The following is a 21,395-nucleotide window of genomic DNA, read 5'->3' on the forward strand; positions in this document are numbered from 1 at the left end:
GAATCACTCAACTCCAAGCTTAAGGCATTTAGAGGCCAACTGCGTGGAGTTAGGGACATACCGTTCTTTTTCTATCGTGTATCGTTGATATTTGGGTAGGGATGCCACGGACTTTATCGGATGAGCCCTATTTTCTTCTTCTCTGCAAGGAACTCTTTCTGACGTTCCATTATCCAAGAAGCATAGCCGTTAAGCCATTTGTCGCCGTCAGCAAGCACCCAGGCACCGACAGAATACTTTCTGCATGTGAAAGCGTTCTTAGGGACTGAGAGCTCTGCGTTCGTCGGCAACCAGAAGTTTCTGTCTATGGTTGTTATCATGTCAATGCAGTCTTTGACGTCTTGGTTTCGTGTCAACCTGCACAAACTCTTATAGCCAGGCAGATTCAGTAACGGACTGTCTGAGCTTACTGACATTTTGTTCGTCTCGTATCTGTTTGCCTCGTTAAGACACATCACATTAATGTTCTGATTTCCGCGTGATGACGGTGCGAAACGCTTTGTCTGCTTGTTGTAGGTAAGCGATGTACGTCCCATTTTCAGCTTTGCGCCTGATTTTAGCAGATGGCTCAGTGAAGTGACGACAAGGTAAGAGTCGGTACCGTCAATACGCGTTCTTACGAAAACATAATCGCCCTGTACGGCAGCATGCTTCGAGAAATCCTTGTATACATCATCATTAAGCACGATGCCTGGATATTCGTCATTGACCTTCAGGAATATCGGCATTCGGTTTTGGGCATTCCTGCCTGTATTGCTTTCCGCTTTAGGATTGAGAAAATCCTTATAGCGTCTGACATTCTCCTCCAAAGCCATGTGCAATGCAGGAATGTCTGACTGCGTCACAGTATTGCTCAAAATCTTCAGATAGTTGTCCTTTCCGCTTATCTTGACTTCCGCTTTTTGTTCTGTCAGATATTCATGGGTTTTCGGTTCGATAACGAAAATCAGTCCCTGACCGTTTTTTTTAATGGTGGTCTCTTTATACTCCAGTCCGCTAACACGCACAGCCAGGATGTCACGCAAGAACTCATATCCTTCGAACACGTCGAAATAGTCCTCCTTACCCGAAGCCACTACGACAAGAGGATGTCTTCTGCCTAAGTCTTTCTGTAGTTCGGGAATGCTGTTATAGTCGAAAAACTGCTTAATCTCTTCGATGGTCTTGCCGTTCTTTGCATTCACGTTTCCAAGGATGTCGTCTTCCATGCCGGGCACCTTTCTTACTAGCGTGTCCACACTCACCTCATCACTGTAAGCCGTCGAAAGATTGGTGACTCTCAATGCTGCATCAGAAAGCAGTCCTTCGAAGCGCTCATCGTTCACACGTGATGCCTGATCCAGATAACGGCTTCTGCCGCTGCGTCTTTCATCAGCAACCTTATTCACCTTCTCAGCTTCACATGCCTCGCGTATCTTCTGGTTAGCCTTAAGAACTTGCTCCACCTGCTGCCATGCACGATTGACAAAGTCTTCCTGATTATTACGTACAGCCTCAGCACCCATACCGGCAGGTATTCTGTTGCGAAGCTGCATATTTAGTTCGTTCACGACATTTTGACTGTAGTTCTCGTTAAGGATATCATCCAATACCAGTTTGTGCCTACCGCCATATACAGGAGGAACCACCCAAGGATCTTCATCCTCGGTATATGTCACTCCGGTCAGCTGGCTGGCGTTCTGTACAAAGACGGGACTCTTACGCAAAAGGCCACGCAAATCTTCCCTTACCTCCTTGCTCTCCACCTTCGTCACTTCATTATTTGTGGTTGGCATCAAGACAGTAGGCACTTGTATGATGGAATTTCCGTTTTTGTCGCCTTCCACCCAAGAGTTCTTTACGTTTATCAGTCCACAGCCTTCGATGTCTACATTCAGATTAGCCTGCAAGTTGAGATAGTCGGGGTCAGAAATGGGATTGAGACGTCTGGCGAGAGTAAGGAAGCTTGCTTCACCGGACGTGAAGTTCCACCTGAAATATACGGGCAATTCAAGGCTTGACAAGCCTTCCGGATTTCCCCATGCTGCCTTCTGCACCGGCACATCGTCATACTCCATGCCAAGACCTGCCAGCCTGCCCTGTTCGAAGGTAGGCACGACAAACGCCGTGTATTCGGTATTCGGATCCATCTGACGGTTGCACAACAATCTTGCTACGCCTCTCTCAGGATAATCTTCAAGAAATCTGCCAATGTCATTCTTGTAGGAATTATTGAACAGATTCATCCTTTTATCGTCGAAATTCACTTGCACATGGGCAAGTTCATACAGGTTTTCGGGATCAGGAACAATACCCTTCAAGCCGTTCGTAGATGATATTTCGACATATTCCTGATTGTTGCTTGTCCGCTTTATCTGAAACTCGTCCGCCTTAAGCACGATGATGGTGAGCCAAGGACGCAACTTTCCCTTACTTGTAGCTTTCAGGGGAGTATAGCGCCACGGGAAGTCTTCGTCCGCAAACTCAATGAACGGCATATACTCCATGCTCACCTTCACGAGACTGCCCTTTGGCGAATAGGTGACAATCTGCGCTGCATCCAGCCGTGTCACATCACTGGGACCTGCAACGGCAAATTCCTTCTCGGCAACAAGGTCACTGCCAATAGTATTGCCGACAGCTTTATCAGCATCAAATTCAACGCGGAACTTGATGACGGTAGAGGTCTTGCCATCAGAACTGGATTTGCCAAGATTGTCTTCCTCTAATATATATCTACTATATCCCTTGCGGAGATACGGTATGAAAAGCATCTTGTTTGCCATATCTATAGTTGTTTTTCTTGTTTTTTATACTTTGGTATCCAGGTTTTTCACATAGCGCCTGAACGAAGCCTTGTCATTGCGTATATGCAGGACGTTTCTCGATTTACGATTTCCAGACAGTTCACTCTCGCATTCCTTTACATAGAACTTGGTTTGTGCCTCGACAAAATCGTTGCCGTCGAATGACATCACAGAAACAGCTTTATTGTCCTTTGCCTCGAAACCGCTGGTAACGCTCTCGTACGACGGATTGCTAAGTCGCTCTTCGTTGGACAGCTCCTTGTAAAGCGACGGTGCGAAATCGTTATTCAGACATGAAGTCTCAAGAGAGAATTCCTTATTGTCCGCAATTATCGACACCTTCTTGAGACGGAACGAGGTGTAGTCTTTCGGTAGGGCGTCATTACAGAGGTCCATCGGATAATCGAACGGCACAGCACTCTGATTGAACGAGAAGGTATCGTTGGGCTGAAGCGTCAACATCGCATTCTCATCCTTTTCCTTACCGTCATTGTTTTGCTCCGCAGAAGACGTAATCCAGTTGTTGTCACGGAGAAGTTCTGGCAGCAGAACATCTTTCCATACAGCAATGGTGGCTCTTCTTTCTTCCTTAGGACTCTTGCCCCATGCAAGGCTGAATTTGCACTTGTATGGGATAAAGAGCACCGTGAAATAAGCCTTACCCTTGACACGCCATTTCGCCGGACCTTCCACAGACAATGCAAGGTCAACGCTGAACAGCTTTGCTTCACCAACCATAACAGCTACGCCTACTTCCAGTGAGAACGAGAAGCGGAACGGCTTGAACACGAACAATGCGTCAAAGCCCGCATAACCGATGAGGCCGAACTTCTTCCATCCCACCTGTAAATTCAAATGTGCACCTATCTGGAAACTGTTGGACGTAACGGCAAGGTATGTCTCCAGCTTTATCTTCACGATATCATAGTTGAGGCTTAATGACAGACGGCGCATATTGGGTGCGAACTTCAGTCCTTCCTCTGGCTTATAAGCCGGATGGAAACCACCGATGGAAAGTCCGAAGCCCTTATATGGTCCACCCCAGAAGAGGCGGAACGCCATGTCGCCCTCAAGCTTCAAGCCGACAATCTCAGAGTCGACAATAGAGGCATCAAAGCGCAATCCCTTGTCAAAGTCTATATCGCCGAAGAAATAGACGTTAATCTTTATCAGATTGGTATCGCCAACTCTAACCTTCAATGCACCGACAATGCCAATGCTCGTCGGGGATGGAGCCTGTATGAGCAGACCAAACTCGCACGTCACCACGGGTTCGAAGCAGATCTTACAGAGCACGCCCAGGAAGAACTGCTTTTTCTTCTCCGGGAAGAACTGCTTCACGGCTGTCTTCATCTCTGTGAGATGATTCATCACATTGTCAACAAAGAAGACGCTGCCGAACACACCGCTGCGCACTCCGCCGCTAACGGCATCGGCGTCATACATTCTGTTCAGACCCAGACAGCCGCCTACACCGTTCAACGAGAATCCCATACCCAAAGGTATTCCGGGGCTGAACGAGGTGGATATTAGTGCCACCAGACTGAAGTAATGTCCGTCCTTAATGCCAAGGTCAGCATCGATGATGCAGCCCACGGTGAACTTCTTCAGCACCTCAAGCGACAGGGCTGAGAACAGTGTGCCTTCCGACTTGTCGTAGCTGATGAGGCCCGCTCCCTTAACCACTGGTGTTTCAATACTGATGCCAATGCCGTCCGGGAACTTGAACGAACCTGAGAAGTCGTAATCGCCGAGACTTCCGTCAGGTTTAAGGAAATTGATGTCAAACGAGATACCGAGGTTCTCGAACGACATGGTGAGGCAACTGAAGTCGAGCGCGAACGTCGAGCCGAGTGTCATGCCCAGATCGCCGAAGCTTCCCGAGAGGTTTCCGAGGTCCACAGAGAGCTTGTCGAACTTCACCGGTCCGATTTCAAGCTTGCTGATGTCGAAGTCGAGATGGAACTTCGCTCCACCGTCTATCTTAAGACCGTTCTGCATGTCATACAGCAGAGAGGTGCTTATCTTCATTGTTGGGTCGTCCTTGAGGAACATCTTGAAGAAAGAGTTTGCCGAGAGCTTCATCCTAAGCTCCAGATCTTCTATTCCTCCGTAGTAACCGAGAGTGAGACCCTTGTCCTTATCCGTAGTGCTGCTTTTGCTATCTGTGTATTTTGCAGGATCGGAAGGTTTGCGGTTATAGCCCACATAGAACAGCTGAGGATAGTTGCGTATGCCGAAGTCAACATACTCGGTATTCACGATATTTACCACCGCAGACGAATCCTTCCTTTCAAAACGTACATAGAACAAGCCTCCCATGTTGTCTACGTCAAGCAGACCATGGAATGTTCCGCCCTTTGTCAGACAGAAGCCCAAAGCCTGGCCTTCTGCAAAGTCAGTATTTTCCGAAACATTGTCAGTCATCTGTCCCATACTGCCATTAGCTCCAAGACGCAGGACGTGCTTTTGGCCGATGGGTACATTAAAGTCTGCCGACGCACTGACAGCCGAGCAGAAATACAATGCCGGCAGCGACTCCTTGTTTTCACCTGGCGAATAATTGCCAACGAACATCAGCACTTGCAGCTTGCATGCTGCATCCACCTTCTTATCCTTGTCGCTTGGAGTCTTGACGTCAAGCAGCGTGAAACATGCCACACGGTTATTCAGGTCGTACTGTGTGTCTATGCTCTTCACATAGTTCTTCAGTCCTTCGTTTACATGGAAGTCCGGCAGAGAAGGAAGCAGATCTGCTATCTCGTCTTTCACCTCCTGCGGTATCGACTTATACAACGCTATGACATAGATGACTACATCACGCGTAGTCTTGTTGGAGGTGGTGAACCTAATGGTCTCCTCCAACACTTCCTTCATCCATAATACATAAGTAAGCGGTATGCTGATTTCGATATCGCCGATGGCTTTTCCTGCCTTGTCTATTCCTTGGCTTACGAGCATCCTTGCCTCCTGTTTGGCATGCTCATGGAGTTTCTGGGGCGACTTAAGGTCGTCAAGCGTCAAGCCTCTATCCTTAAGTTCCTTAAGTTCCTTCTCGATATCATGCAGCGTTTTCGATACGTTGTTCAATGCGGGGAATTTGTCTGCGAGATTCTTCACGGCATTGTTGACAAGATTGAGAAGCTTGTTGACAATCTGCTTTCTGACAATCTCGAGGAGGAGCTTCTTTAGATGATTGATGATAGGCTCGAGGATTTCTCTTCTGATGTTCCCCCATACAGCATTTACGAATCGTCTGATGATGGCGTCAAATACCTTCGCTTCATCCTTCATCTTCTCCTTTAACGTCACGGCAGCACCCTCCACTATCGCACGCAGACTGGAATAGTAAGCCTTTGGATTAGGGATGACAACATCACTGACGCTCGAATACACAATATTTACATAGTCATTGATGTCAAGCTCTTTCTTCAGATTCCTCATTGTCATGCCATGTTCGGTAAGCAGCTGTCTGGCTCCTTCCTTAGACATCAAGGCTCCAATCTTGTTGATGTCTTCCTTCATACACTTCTGCATGTCCGTGAGGGCAACTGCAAGACGCTGCTCCCAACTCTTCGGATTCACGAAGTTTACGACACTTGCCTTGACGCCGACAGCCCACAGATTGAGCTTGACCTCCTTGAACACCGCTTCGGCGTCTGAACCATACTTCTCGAGTTCCACCTTGAGCGTTTCGTTGCATGCAGGCTCGACCAGTCTGTTAAGTTCATGCTGACTGTTAAGGAGAGCGAACACCTTAGCAATAGCCCTTGCTGCCTGCACCTCAATGTTCTTCAGCTCCTTGTCGATTGCACTAAACTCCTTGCCTATATCGTTTATTCCGCCCTTTACATCGTTGATGACGTCGAGTGCGTTACGCTCCACGACATCAGCTATATCCTTAACGCTGTTTTCGATTTCCTTTACCTTCGCCTCGATGTCTTTGGCAGCATTGTCCAGTCCTTCCCTTATCGTATTATATACCTCGCCGAATGTTTTCTGCAGGTCGGAGTAGATACCGTCGATTACCGTCTCTATGTCTTCCTTCAGACGCAAAGCCATCTCTTTGAGCATCTGGATGGTCTGCTTGATAGTGGCAATGACAGGACGCACCTTTGCCCAAACCTTCTTTGCCACCTCCTTGCCTTTATCCTTAAGGAACTGGATGACACGGCGCTCAAGATTGCGTAGCAAGTCCTCAAGTATATTGCGCAGCGTAGAGAAGTCTGGTATCTTCGGAGTGATGGTATGTGCGATGTCAAGGATGTGCTTCATCACTTCCTGCACGTCCTCGGCGCATTCCACGGGATAAAGCTCCTTGAAATAGCTGACAGGCTCGCTGAAGAGTTTCTCAAGCGAGCTCCAGCGTATGGTCTTGTATTTATATGTGTATGAGTATTTGCTGAGAAAGTCGGATGCTTTCTTGCTTTCGTTCACAGCATTGTCCATAATGCTGTTCACCTGAGCCAGCATCACGTAGTTTCCCGGGCTCATGTCGAGCTGCTCCAGCTGTATGGGGAATTCCTCATTCAGCTTCTTGTATGCTTCAGTGGACGTGATGGCATCCTTCGCTTCCGTAGCCACTTCCGACACCTTCTTTATGGCACCGTTGATGCTGCTGTCGGCATATTCTGTGGCAGACTTTTGTATGTCGCTGACTGTTTTAGCGAACTGTTCCTGAATGTCCCCATACGCCTTCTGTATCTTCTTCGGTATCTTGATTTCAATCTCTGCATCGCCGATGATGCCGAGGAAGTCGAGCACGGCATATATGCTGTTGATGGTCCGATAAAACTTCAACAGCACCTCTCTGTTTTCATCTACCTTAAATTCCTTCAGCTGCTCCTTCACATTGGATTCCACCTTGCGCAAATCGCTCAAGGCATCGTCCATAAGCACCTTCATCTCCTTCTCCGCAATTCCCAGTTCATTATGCAGCTGCTTCTCAAGGCTTTCCACAGTAGCAGTCACAGTGGTATTAGTCTGAGAAACCAGGTTTTCCAGATAGTCAATCTCATCCTTGAACACCACCTTGGCATTCTTGAGCAATGCTATGATTATATGGTCGAACAGTCTATGGAGTGTCTCCAACTTGAACAAATGCAAATATAGAAAAACATTAATGGCTTACTTCAGCACGAATAACAGCCTAAGATTGTATTTATATGCGCTGTTGTTGTGAAAAAACAATATAAGAATACGTCGTGTTAGCGGTTTTATTTGTAACTTCGCACCGATTTTCAGCATAACAAGCCTATAATCAACAGAATAAAACTAATAATATGAAGAAGAATTTACGTACTGCCTCTCTTTGTGTACACGGAGGATATGAGGCAAAGAACGGTGAGCCTATCGAGCCGCCTATCATTCAGAGCACCACATTCAAGTATGACAACTCTGAGGAGATGGCGATGCTCTTCGACCTCAAGAAGGAGGGTTATTTCTATACTCGCCTGCAGAACCCCACCAATGACGTAGTGGCGCAGAAGATTGCGCAGCTCGAGGGTGGCGTGGGTGCCGTACTGACAAGCAGCGGACAGGCTGCCAACTTTTACGCTGTGTTCAACATCTGCGAGGCTGGCGACCATATCGTTACAAGCAATGAGATTTACGGCGGCACGTTCAATCTGTTCGGAGTTACGCTCAAGAAGCTTGGCATCGAGTGTACGTTCGTCAATCCTAACGACTCTGAGGAGGAGATTCAGAAGGCTTTCCGTCCTAATACGAAGGTTGTTTTCGGCGAGACAATCAGCAATCCCGGCTGTGCCGTACTTGACATCGAGAAGTTTGCACGCATCGCTCATAAGAACGGTGTGCCCCTCATCGTGGACAATACCTTTGCCACACCGATTAACTGCCGCCCGTTCGAGTGGGGAGCTGACATCGTAACGCACAGCACCACTAAATATATGGACGGTACAGCAAGTCAGGTGGGTGGCTGCGTAGTGGACAGCGGCAACTTTGACTGGCTCGCACATGCCGAGAAGTTCCCCGGTCTGTGCACTCCCGACGACAGCTATCACGGACTTACTTACGCCAAGAACTTCGGCAAGATGGGCTACATCACCAAGCTGGTGGCTCAGCTTATGCGCGACCTCGGCTCTATCCCCGCTCCGATGAATTCGTTCATCCTCAATCTTGGTCTGCAGTCGCTCCACCTCCGCATGAAGCAGCATTGCGCCAATGCTCAGCGTGTGGCAGAATTCCTGAATGCTGATTCGCGCGTGGCATGGGTTCACTACAGCGGACTGGAGGGCGACCAATATTATGAGCTTGCCAAGAAATACCTGCCTAACGGATCTTGCGGCGTGATTGCCTTCGGACTGAAGGGCGACCGCGATGTTGCCATCCGCTTCATGGACTCGCTCGACATGATCAACATCGTCACACACGTGGCTGACGCCCGCACCTGCGTGCTCCATCCCGCAAGCCACACTCACCGCCAGCTCTCAGAAGAGCAGTTGCGTGAGGCTGGCGTCGCTCCCGATCTTATCCGTCTCTCTGTAGGCATTGAGGACGTTGAGGACATCCTCGACGACATCCGTCAGGCTTTGGACAAGGCTGGAGTGTAATCACCGCTTTTCGGTAAACACGTTAAACCGTAATATACGGTCAATAGAAGAGGGTGTGTATTCTATGCAAGAAACATAGAATGCACACCCTCACTTATATTTAATTGAACTTTCGCAAGTTCAGTATTTAAGAATGTATATATTTTTACTTTCTTCTTGTCTTTGTGGTCTTTTTCTTTGACGTTGTCCTTGTCTTCTTCTTGGTGGACGTAGTGGTCTTCTTCGTTGTTGTCGTTGTCTTCACAGGCTTATAGTAAGTCAGTGCTTCGGGCAGTTCCTGCTTGATGGCGGCGATGCGCTTTGCGTCAGACGGGTGGTCGCTGAAGATGTCGCTTTGGTTGTTGCTGCCGGTGGCCTGCGCCATGCGCTGCCAGAACGTGACGGCTACGTTGGGGTCGTAACCTGCCATGGCTGCGAAAATCAGTCCCATGTGGTCAGCCTCGCTCTCGTTATCGCGAGAATACTTCAGGCTGCGGAACTGCAGACCCTTCTGTGCTATGATCTGTGCCAGCTGTGTGGTGCTTGAGCTTACTCCGGCGGCATTGAGCACCTGACCCAGAATCTGCGTGCCATACTGGTTCTTTATCTGCTTGCTCATCTGCTCGGCAGAATGCTTTGCCACGGCGTGCGCAATCTCATGTCCGAGGACAATGGCGAGCGAAGCCTCGTCCTGCGTAATGGGGAGCAGTCCTTCGTAAACGACAATCTTTCCGCCAGGCATACAGAAGGCGTTCACTGACTTGTCCTGAACAAGATTAAACTCCCAGCTGTATTCCTTTGCGTCAGCAGCCATGCCGTGCTCGTTGAGATAAGTCTCCACAGCGGTGGCAAGACGCTGACCCACGCGCTTCACCATAGCGGTGTTGGCAGAGTTGGTGGACAGCTTAGCCGACTTCATGTAGTTGGTGTACTCCTGGTTGCTAAGTGAGAGAACCTGCTCGTCGCTTACAAGGATGTTCTGTTTACGACCCGTGATTGGCACGGTGCGGGTGGTGCCGCATGCGAAAACGACGGCTGCAATCGCAGCCATTACTAAGTACTTAAGTTTTTTCATACTACTTACTTTTAGTGTTCTTTATGACCCTCATTGTGGTCATATATTCTATTATTTCGCTGCAAAAGTAACAAAAAACTCTATAACATAGTAAATAAATATGTGTTTTTTATAGTTCTCTGCTAAAACTTTTATAGTTCTCTGCTAAAACTTTTCCTCCTTTTCTCCTCGCATTAAAGCCTTATCAGAGCCGATCCGGGCTGCTTCTCGCTGTCTATCTGTATGGCATACACGCCTTTAGGCATGTCAGCAAGGCTGATGTCAGCGTATGTTCCGTCAGGAGAGATGACGGTGGCGAACGTCATAGTGCGGCACAGTCTGCCCGCCGTATCGAACACTTTCACGTTTGCCTTGCCGCCTTCCTGCGTACGGTCGTATATGATAAGGTGGCGTTCGGGGGTGACGCGAACGTCCCATCGGTTCGACTGTTCGCGGCTCAGTCCCTCTATGTTCGTCATTCCCAATACGTCCAGCAGTCCGTTGTAGGCGTCAATCATTCCGTAACCGCAATACCATGGCGTCTTCTCGCCGTAATCGCCGCACGAACGGCTGGTGCGCTCCATCACGCCGAGTACGTCCTGAGGCGTGAGATGAGGGTTGGCTTGAAGCCACAGAGCAATGATTCCCGCTACAGCCGGGGTTGACATTGACGTGCCTCCAAGAGCCGTCCATTCGTAATGGATGTTGTCTATGTCCTCTTTATACACAGTATATGACTTGAGGTCTTTCGCGTTAGGATTGTCGGTGTTGTCCGTAAAGTCATGATTCATCAGAGACACTACGTTGGCTCCTGGCGCCATCACGTCAGGCTTCGTTCGTCCGTCGAAGGTAGGTCCCACGGACGAGTAGTTGCCGCGCTCGCCGTTTACGCCCCACGACTGTTCGATGCGTTCGTCGTCCGCGTTGGTGAATACGGGGCGGCATGCTGTGCCGCCGACGCATATCACAGCCGGAGCGCTTCCCGGTGAGAGGATGCCGTGCGTGATGTCTGCGTCCGCTATGTAGGGATTGGCGTCGTCTTCGCACATCGTGCCGTTCATCAGAAACATCTCCGCTGCCGACCCTTCGCCTGTCAGTTCCACCGAAAGGGGATAGTCGTAGCCCACGTGCCCGGTTCCGTCTATCGTAACGTCCATCGCCCATTGGTCTTCATGGAAAGCCGAACGATATGCGTATGAGGTCTGGATGTACGTGTCTTCTCCTACGGTTATTGTGTCGCGTCGCATGGCATCCTTGCATGAAGCCACGTCTTCCGCCGACAAAACCTTCATGGCTTTGCCGTCTGCGATGTCCACGCCTTCCGATGCTTTGGCATCGTTTCCCACATTATATATTATAGTGCGCAGGGCGAAACCTTTCTCTCCCGTTACGGAGAACGCCACCTGTTGCCCCCATATCTTCATGAACGTGCCAGCCGAAGCGCGTGCCTCCGGCTTGCCCACATAATTATTGCGAAATCCCTCGTTGCCCGCCGACACCACGATGATGCGTCCCGGTCCGGTCAGGTGGTCCAGCACACGATAGTAGAGGCGGTCGTCGTCATGCAGCGTCTGCCTCGAACCCTCGCTAAACGAGATGACGCACGGCTTTCCGACGGAGTCGGCATAGTCGAAGATATACTTAAATCCCAGAGCGTCCGTGGCGTGTGTATACTTATAAAGATTCTTATCCTCGATGTACATCTCGTCAGACGTCACAGCGTTTGAGACAAGACAGATGTCGCTTTCTGGAGCCATACCGCGGAATTTGGTCCCTCCGCCGTTGCCTGCAGCAATGCCAAGCGTGTGGGTGCCGTGATATTGCTCAGACGAGTCGTACGAAGATCTTCCATAAAGCCAGAAGTCTTCCTCCGTATATTCCGCCCCGACGTACATCTCATTGCCGCCGCCGGTCGATCCAATCTGGTCCCACATCCGCTTCACACGCGGATTCATGTCGCTGTCATAGAATGTTAGGTGACTCGTGTCGAAGCCTACGTCCATCAGACCCACCACCACGTCTTTGCCCGTATAGGCTTGCGGCAGTCCTGTGCCCTCGTATATTGGCACAGCGTCGGTATGCAGAGCCATCGAGTCGAGAGTGAGCACGTTGCCCTGTTCCGCCTCAATGCGCTTGATGCGGCTGTCCGAAGCGATGCTGCCGACCCGTGAGAGAGGAACGTCGGCAATGATGATGTCGCCGAAGTCGGCAAGTATGGTGCAGTCGTTGTGGAGCAGCACCGAATCGGCACCGTCGGTCTTCTCTATGAATGCGCACGTCCTCAAGTCGTTCTGTGGTGCCGAAGCCGCGCGGTCGTTATGACGCGGCAGCCATCTGCGCAGGGATGAGGATAATTTTGACGCTGCTGAATCTTGGCAATAGGCGGTGTTGTCGTCGCTTGTGGAGGCAAACAACGGCGCTATGGCAGCAGCACATAATATGAAGGAAAACCTAATTCTTGACAGTATATTCATCTTGTAACGAAAAAATGTAGTACCTTTGCAAAGATAGCTCTAAATAACAAGAAAAAACAAAAACAACAAATAAAATAATGGAAAACAAGACAAACAAGCTCATTGCAGCACATTATCAGCTCTTCGCCATCGACGACAAGGGAGAGCGCTCACTCGTAGAGGAAACTTCACAGGAACAGCCCTTCGTGTTCATCACCGGTTTCGGCGCAGCTTTGGACGCCCTTGAGGAGAAGCTGGAAGGTCTCGCACGTGGCGAGAAGTTCGACTTCGAGCTGGACAAGGAGCATGCTTTCGGCGAGCACATGGCAGAGCGTGTGCTCAATCTCGACAAGGAGATGTTCTCCGTAGACGGACATTTCGACAGCAAGAACATCTTCAAGGGTGCACAGGTGCCTCTGAAGAACGAGGACGGCAACTTCTTCATCGCCACAATCCTCGAGATCGGAAGCGACAAGGTAACTGTTGACCTCAACCATCCTCTCGCTGGCAAGTGCCTCAACTTCAAGGGATACGTCATCGAGAACCGCGAAGCAACAAAAGACGAGATAAAGACCATGCTCAATCATCTCAACGGCGGTGGCTGCGGCGGACATTGCGGCGGCAACTGCGAGGGTGGTTGTGAAGGCGGCTGTGGCGAAGGCAACTGCGGTGAAGGCGGTTGCGGTCATTGCCATTAATAACAAAAACTGATTTATGCGCAACACGTTCGGCAACATATTTACGATTACCACCTTCGGCGAAAGTCATGGAGCAGCCGTGGGAGGAGTGGTCGACGGCATGCCACCCGGCATAGTCATCGACACAGACTTCATACAGAGCGAGCTGGACAGGCGTCGGCCCGGTCAGAGCAAGCTGACGACCTCAAGGTCAGAGGCTGACCGTGTGGAGCTGCTCAGCGGAGTGTTCGAGGGAAAGTCTACGGGATGTCCCATAGGCTTCATTGTCCGCAACACCAACCAACGCTCCGCCGACTACGACGATATGCGCGACATCTTCCGCCCGTCGCACGCCGACTATACCTATCAGCAGAAGTATGGCATCCGCGACCATCGGGGTGGCGGACGCTCTTCGGCGCGTATCACCATCAGCCGATGTGTGGGCGGAGCGCTTGCCAAGCTGGTATTGCGCCAGCACGGCATCCGCATCACAGCCTATACGTCACAGGTGGGCAACGTGGCTCTTGACGCTGACTATCGCCGTTACGACCTTTCGCTCGCAGAGACCAATGACGTGCGCTGCCCCGATGAGGCTAAGGCACGCCAGATGGAAGACCTCATTATGGAGGTGAAAGCGGCGGGCGACACCATCGGCGGCGTCATCACGTGCGTCGTTACGGGATGTCCTCCAGGCGTAGGCGAACCTGAGTTCGGCAAGCTGAACGCCATGCTCGGCGGAGCCATGCTCAGCATCAACGCCGCCAAGGGCTTCGAAATTGGCGACGGTTTTGCCTGCGTCACGTCACGCGGAAGCCAGCAGAACGACATCTTCCGCAGCAACGGCGACGGCACCGTATCGACCGTCTCCAATCACAGCGGAGGCATCCAGGGCGGAATAAGCAACGGAGAAGACATCTTCTTCAGAACGGCTTTCAAGCCCGTTGCCACCATTCTCACCCTTCAACACACCGTAGACCGACAAGGCGTTGACACCACTTTCTGCCCCCACGGACGCCACGATCCCTGCGTTCTGCCGAGAGCCGTGCCCGTAGTGGAGGCGATGACAGCTATGACAATACTGGACTATCTTATGTTAGAAAACATTAAAATCGAAGATTGAATGATAGATTTTAAATAAAATCGCGCATAAGTGAAAAAAAATATCGCATAAAAAGCAAATATCAGAAAAAGAATTGCTATATTTGCAAACGATAATATCAGGGCTTGTGAAAGTCCTGTATTAACTTAGTTAAGTCTAGTTTAGTTTTTGTGTTGGTTGAGCGCAGTCGATTGACTGCGCTCAATTTTTTTTATCTAAGGCATGCATTCATGCTCCCACCATTCTTGGCTTAACAGATCGAACCTACTTGCACGTCTTCTTATCAAAAAATATGGCTTCATGTTCACCATGCAAATATCGTACAAAGAGTAAAAAGCTGTTACAAAATAAAAATCAATTCTAGAGAATCAAAACGCTGTTTTTATGGTGTTTTGCTGTGCAAACAGCACCCATGCTTAACAATAGCGCCGCTTTTACAGTCCAATAGTGCCACTATTAGGGTGTAAAAGTGGCGCTATTGCATGATAAAAGTGGCACTATTGTAGTGTAAAAGTGGCGCTATTGCACTTGTTTGGTTCCCTTATTCATTGCACATTTCTTCTCTTAATCACATAATTAACTGTGCGTCAATATACCATGACTGCACGCTCAAAACTCAAGAATTTCGCACCAAAGATTTTGTTGTGCGCTCAACTCATAGTATTGAGCATCAGAAATGCAAATATTGTCAGGCAAACTAACCGCCAAACATGAATTTAGCGGTGAGACGAATTAAGACTGTATTCACAAGCAGCCAAGACAAACCTAGGAGGCTATGGCGTCTCGCCGTAGCCCCGCAGCCTACCATAGCAAAACGCCAATCAGCTTATTATTGATTAACTGTTCGTGGGTGCGTGACTATGGCGAGACGCCATAGCCTCCTACAGTTTGTACATTTTGCTTATTTATAATCTCAATTAAACTGCAATTTATCGTTGAGATTGTCGGCGGTAGACAGAGGTTGAGGCTGCTGGTAATATTTAAGGCAAAGCAAAACAAGAGATTGATATGGTTTAATTTGTTGTTAACGTACACGCTTGTAATAACTGTTAAAATGTTTGCACAAAAAAAACTTTCGTGGCTATTGTATTGTTAAATACGATAATTTGGTGTATATTTGAAACCTAAAATCCACAAGGGGATTCAATGTGTTTATTAACTATAATATTAACTTATAACATTTGGTGGTATGAAAAATGTATTACTCTTACTAAGTGTTCTTGGCTGCTTGTCTTCTGTATATGGTCAGAAGGTTGATACAACTTTAATCGGTAAGCAACAGACTGCGATATTTAATCGTCCTACTTATGACTATTCAATTAAAGCTCCTAAAACCATTGATGACAACCAAGACTTTCAGAGTTTGGACATAACATCAAAGGCAGGAAACTTGGCTGGTGCACTGGGAAACAACATTTATAATGTAGACTCCTTGGTAGTCAGAGGCAGTATAAATGATACAGATATTCACACACTGTGGGAAGCTTCTTTCAAGGGAAGGCTTTCTGTCATAAATCTTGAAAATGCTGAGATAGAGAATGGCATTGTCCCAGAAGATGCCTTTTGGCATCAAAGTGAACAGTTAGACCCCAGTTGGGAATTTATTAACACCATACATCTAAGGAGGATCATACTGCCGGATGGAGTTAAGCGAATTGAAGAAATGGCTTTCTCTTACTGCATCAATCTTGAAGAGGTAAATATACCGTCATCCTTACAGTATTTGGGAACTTATGCATTTTCGGATTGTGTAAATCTCAAGACAGACCCGTTGGTTTTTCCAGAAGGCTTTGAACGGTTCGGAAATTTGGTTTTCATGAATTGTCGTAGTCTGACAGGGACAATTGTGTTGCCTTCTACCATCAAGGAAATCGGTGACGGTGTTTTTTTTATGTCAAAGATTTCATCCATCAATTTACCAGATGGATTGGAAAAGATAGGCGATGCAGCTTTTTACGCTTGCCGTTTGAAAGAGGTATGGATTCCAAATTCATGCCAAACGATAGCAGGTACCAATACTTTTCAACAGAACTATCCTCTGAAAAAAATACGTTTGCCAGAAGGATTGGGAAGAATCCCCAGTTGTTTTGCTAATGATTGTTGGGATTTGCAAGAGGTAAACATACCATCTACTGTGAAAAGTATTGATCGTGCAGCATTCGAACAATGCGAATCATTAAAAAAAATAAATTTGCCAAATGGACTTGAAACGATAGAAAGAGAAGCCTTTTATCATTGTGACTCGTTAGAACAGATAATCTTTCCTGCAACATTGAACTTTTTGGGACAAGAGTGCTGTTCCTATATGCCAGGTTTAAAACGTATCTATTGTATGGCCTCTGAACCTCCTGTATGCAAGGAAAGCACCCTTAATCCGGGAAACTCTCCTTTTGGAAAATACAATTCTGATTTTTATTTAAGAACTCCTAACGATATTCCCATCTATGTCCCAATCGGTGCCGCAGAAAAATATCGTAATGCTTGGGGATGGGATTATTTTACTAATTTTATAGAGACAGATGATTTCCCGACATCAATACATAATATCACCACAGAACACTATGATTCCAAGAATTGTGTTTATGATTTAATGGGCAGAAAAGTGATAAATCCGCAAAAAGGACAGGTGTACATTAAAAATGGAAAGAAGACATTATTTGCTTATTGAAATAGTTGAGGGTGTGTTAAAACTCCCTTATTCTTAAAAAATCACAAAGCCCTGACTTTCACAAGCCAGGGCTTTGCTATGTCTAAAAGTTGTTGTAACTCTTACTTTTGATTTCCTCTTAAGAATGACGATACCATGCGCTTCTTTCTGAACAACGACAAATAGAGCAGTTGGCATTTTTGTTGATTCATTGTCCAAGCAGAAGAACCGTGTTATTTATATGGAGTTTTCTTCTTTATTGAAGAATAAAATCGCTAAATTTGCAGTATCTTAAACACTCTTTACAACAAACCGAAAATGATATGAGAGAGAAAATAGACTGCTTTCTGCCGTGTAGCGATGCTGACACGCTCGGCAAGACGCTGCAGACACTCAGAGAAAGCAAGACAATCCAGCATATAAACCTTCTTGTTACCGATGCACAAGAATGTGCGGAGGAGAACGGCAGTTCTGATACCATGTTGCCAGCGGACTGTACGAAGATAACAGTAGACTCGCTTCTTTCCACCAAGACCATGCTCACCATTGAGGAGCATACCGACGCCGAATACGTGCTCATAAGCCTGAAGACCACCCCCGTGGACCTCGGACTGAACGCATTGGAGCGTATGCTGCGCGTGGCTACGGACAGTTGTGCCGGCTTGGTGTATGCAGACAGCTACGTGAAGAAGGAGAGTGGGGTGGAGCGTCATCCCGCCATCGACTATCAGACGGGTAGTCTTCGCGACGACTTCGACTTCGGACAGCTCGTCCTTATACGCTCGTCGCTGCTCCACGCCTATGCAGCCAGCAAGCGCCCCGAATATAACTGGGCAGGATTTTATGACTTCCGCCTTTACATAAGCAGAAAGGCACCGTTCTTCCACATTAACGAATATCTCTACACTCAGGTGGAGACGGACAACAGAAAGAGTGGAGAACGCCAGTTTGACTATGTCAATCCGCGCAACCGTGAAGTGCAGGTGGAGATGGAGCAGGTGGTTACCCGACATCTTGAAAAGATAGGTGCCACGGTGGACACGTCGTCTTACCTGAAGCCCGACTTCAGCGAGCAGGACTTCGCGTGCGAGGCAACAGTCGTCATACCCGTCTACAACCGTGAACGCACCATTGCAGACGCCGTGCATTCAGCCCTTGAACAGAAAACCACATTCAAGTATAACGTCATCGTCGTGGACAATCATTCCACGGACTCTACCACGCAGATTCTCAGCGATATCGCTGCCAAGGACCCGCGTCTCGTACATATCATCCCCGAACGTACCGATCTCGGTATCGGAGGATGCTGGAACGTTGCCACGACCGACCAGCGCTGCGGTCGTTTTGCCGTACAGCTCGACAGCGACGATCTCTATTCGTCGCCCAAGACATTGCAGCGCATCGTGGACGAATTCCATAAGCAGGGAGCGGCGATGATTGTAGGATCGTACCGCATGTGCAACTTCAAGCTCGAGACATTGCCGCCGGGACTTATTGACCATGCCGAGTGGACTGACCATAACGGACCTAACAACGCCTTGCGCATCAACGGACTCGGAGCGCCAAGAGCTTTCTTTACGCCAATACTCCGCCAGATTCAGTTCCCTAACACCAGCTACGGCGAGGATTATGCTCTCGGACTTGCCTTCAGCCGCAAGTATCGCATTGGCAGAATCTACGACGAGCTGTATCTCTGCCGCCGCTGGGATGGCAACAGCGACTCTGCTCTCAGCATCGAACGACAGAACGCCAACAACCTATATAAGGACCGCTTGCGCACGCTTGAGGTGTCGGCACGCCAGCAGCTCTCACAGGGCAAGGCAGACATCTCTGCCGACAACTCGCTGCAACGCTTCTTCAATCGTCAGCTGGAGGTGTGGGAGAGTGCGCGTGAGCACTATCATGACCTCCGCAACGTGAAGACACGCGAACTGGCAAGTGGCGAGCAGACGATGAAGGTGCAGTTCAATCCGGCACGAATCGTATCCACCGGTGCTGCCATCGACAAGAAGACCATAGCCAAGCGCCCGTGTTTCCTCTGTGAGCATAACCGCCCTAAGGAGCAGATGCAGAAGCAGGTGGACAAGAACTTCACGCTGCTTGTCAATCCGTTCCCCATCATGCCGCAGCACTTCACCATACCTCTGCGTGCACACCGTCCGCAGAGCATCGGACTGAACTACGGCGAGATTTATCGTCTGCTGAATGCTTATCCTTCATTGACCGTGTTCTATAACGGCCCGAAGTGTGGAGCTTCTGCACCAGACCACATGCACTTCCAGGCTATATGCTCCGGCATGCTGCCTTTGCAGACCGAATGGCCCCGACTGAGCCGCGACTGCGAGGTGCTTGTCAAGAAGGAAGGACATGGCGACATTGTAGGCGTGCGCGGTTTTGCCGTACCCGTATTTGCCATACGCACATCAGACCAGTCGGCTGGCGAACAACTCTTCCGTGTGCTATATTCCGCATTGCCTATGCACGGCGGCGACACGGAGCCGATGATGAACATCGTGGCATGGCGCGACGGCAGCGACTATCAGGTGGTGGTAATCCCGCGTCGCAAGCATCGCCCTGACTGTTACTTTGCAGAGGGTGAGGAGCAGCGTCTGGTAAGCCCTGGAGCGCTCGATATGTCGGGCTTCATCGTTACTCCACGTCAGACCGACTTCGAGCAAATCACGCCGGAAGAGGCTGTCAGCATCATTCAGGAGTGTGGCATTACCAAGGCTGACTATGACGAGATAGCCGACAAGCTGCGCACCATTGCGGCAGGAAAGGCTTCTGCCAACGACCATTTCGCAGGAAAGCAGCCTAACGTATCCGTAGGCATCGTAAGTGGAGCAAGGATAGCCTTCTCGCTTAACGGCCCGTATATGGCAAAGGGAAATCTTATTGACGGCGAACAGGTGGTGGAGTTCAGCGAAGGAGCCATCCTTTGGAATGGTACGCAATATCGCGAGCTTACGTTCATTCCGCAACAGCAGAATGCTTCGTTCTCTTTGCACGACGTCACCATCGGCGTAAACTTCCATTGGGAACGACAGGAGACGCAGACCTTCCTCGGAACGCTGCGCCTTGTGGTCGACTCGGATAAGGTCTGCGCAATAAACGAACTGCCTGTGGAGTCGTATCTGGAGAGCGTCATCTCCAGCGAGATGAGCGCCACGTCCAGTGAGGAACTGCTCAAGGCTCACGCCGTAATATCGCGCTCTTGGCTTCTCTCTCAGATAGAACAGCGACGCGAACATCAGACCAGCGCAGGTCAGAACGGCTTCTTCTCGTTCATCCGCAAGGATGACGAGCTGGTGAAGTGGTATGACCGTGAGGATCACACCATCTTCGATGTCTGCGCCGACGACCATTGTCAGCGTTATCAGGGCATCACCAAGGCCACGAGTCCGAAGGTGGCGCAGGCTGTGCTTGCCACACGCGGACAGATACTGATGAGTGGCGACGAGATATGCGACGCACGCTTCAGCAAGTGCTGCGGCGGTGCAACGGAGGAATTCCAGTACTGCTGGGAGAACATTCGCAAGCCTTATCTTGTGTCGGTGGCTGACGCTAAGGGACAGCCGGCGCTGCCAGACCTTACCGTTGAGGCAGAGGCGGAACGCTGGATACGCACGTCGCCGGAGTCGTTCTGCAACACCACTGACAAGACCATCCTTTCCGAGGTGCTCAACGACTACGATCAGGAGACTACTGACTTCTATCGTTGGCATGTGGAATATACGCAGGAACAGCTGAAGAGTCTTATTGCTGAAAAGCTGAAGATGGACTTCGGCGACATCCTCGACCTCCAACCAGTGGAGCGCGGACGAAGCGGACGTCTCTGCCGACTGAAGATTGTAGGTTCGGAGCGCAGCTTCACCATCGGTAAGGAGCTGGAGATAAGACGAGCCCTCAGCGAGACACATCTCTATAGTAGCGCCTTCGTTGTGGACAAGCTGGACGTTAAGGACGGCGTTCCTCAGAAATTCCGCCTGACCGGAGCTGGTTGGGGTCACGGAGTGGGCATGTGTCAGATTGGTGCAGCCGTGATGGGTGCCAACGGATACAGCTACGACAGCATCCTCTTACATTATTATAAGGGTGCGGAGATAAAGAAGATATACAAATAAAGAT

General features: G+C 49.3%; 9 protein-coding genes. 5 read left to right on the forward strand and 4 right to left on the reverse strand.

What is annotated here, in order from left to right:
* Window positions 1–113: 113 nt before the first annotated feature.
* Both CHL74_RS11280 and CHL74_RS11285 read right to left on the reverse strand, forming a co-directional pair.
* Window positions 114–2,765: a hypothetical protein gene (locus CHL74_RS11280; protein WP_094881252.1), complete on the reverse strand. Its 2,652-nt coding sequence runs from the start codon at window positions 2,763–2,765 to the stop codon at window positions 114–116.
* A gap of 24 nt (window positions 2,766–2,789) precedes the next feature.
* Window positions 2,790–7,877 (reverse strand): DUF6603 domain-containing protein, encoded by a 5,088-nt coding sequence (locus tag CHL74_RS11285; RefSeq protein ID WP_141241315.1) that lies wholly within the window; start codon window positions 7,875–7,877, stop codon window positions 2,790–2,792.
* 191 nt (window positions 7,878–8,068) lie between these two features.
* Between CHL74_RS11285 and CHL74_RS11290 the strand changes: the two genes are divergently transcribed.
* On the forward strand, window positions 8,069–9,358 hold the full coding sequence (locus CHL74_RS11290; protein WP_094881254.1) for an O-acetylhomoserine aminocarboxypropyltransferase/cysteine synthase family protein: 1,290 nt from the start codon (window positions 8,069–8,071) through the stop codon (window positions 9,356–9,358).
* Between the two features lie 145 nt (window positions 9,359–9,503).
* Here the strand turns inward: CHL74_RS11290 and CHL74_RS11295 are convergent, their stop codons facing one another.
* Both CHL74_RS11295 and CHL74_RS11300 read right to left on the reverse strand, forming a co-directional pair.
* On the reverse strand, window positions 9,504–10,412 hold the full coding sequence (locus CHL74_RS11295; protein ID WP_094881255.1) for a M48 family metallopeptidase: 909 nt from the start codon (window positions 10,410–10,412) through the stop codon (window positions 9,504–9,506).
* Window positions 10,413–10,585: 173 nt separating this feature from the next.
* Window positions 10,586–12,865 (reverse strand): S8 family peptidase, encoded by a 2,280-nt coding sequence (locus CHL74_RS11300; RefSeq protein WP_094881256.1) that lies wholly within the window; start codon window positions 12,863–12,865, stop codon window positions 10,586–10,588.
* A gap of 77 nt (window positions 12,866–12,942) precedes the next feature.
* Here CHL74_RS11300 and CHL74_RS11305 point away from each other — a divergent pair, with 77 nt between their 5' ends.
* The 4 genes from CHL74_RS11305 (at window position 12,943) to CHL74_RS11320 (ending at window position 21,391) form a co-directional block, all read left to right on the forward strand.
* On the forward strand, window positions 12,943–13,542 hold the full coding sequence (locus CHL74_RS11305) for an FKBP-type peptidyl-prolyl cis-trans isomerase (protein WP_094881257.1): 600 nt from the start codon (window positions 12,943–12,945) through the stop codon (window positions 13,540–13,542).
* 16 nt (window positions 13,543–13,558) lie between these two features.
* Window positions 13,559–14,641, forward strand: coding sequence for a chorismate synthase (aroC, locus tag CHL74_RS11310; protein ID WP_094881258.1), 1,083 nt, complete (start codon window positions 13,559–13,561; stop codon window positions 14,639–14,641).
* A 1,168-nt stretch (window positions 14,642–15,809) separates the two neighbouring features.
* Complete coding sequence (locus CHL74_RS11315) at window positions 15,810–17,288, forward strand: leucine-rich repeat domain-containing protein (protein WP_094881259.1); 1,479 nt, start codon at window positions 15,810–15,812, stop codon at window positions 17,286–17,288.
* Between the two features lie 302 nt (window positions 17,289–17,590).
* A complete protein-coding gene (locus tag CHL74_RS11320; protein ID WP_094881260.1) occupies window positions 17,591–21,391 on the forward strand; it encodes a DUF4922 domain-containing protein in 3,801 nt (1,266 codons plus the stop codon).
* The last annotated feature ends 4 nt before the right edge of the window (window positions 21,392–21,395 follow it).

Source organism: Prevotella sp. 885 (assembly GCF_002265625.1).
In the GTDB taxonomy this organism is placed as follows: Bacteria; Bacteroidota; Bacteroidia; order Bacteroidales; family Bacteroidaceae; genus Prevotella.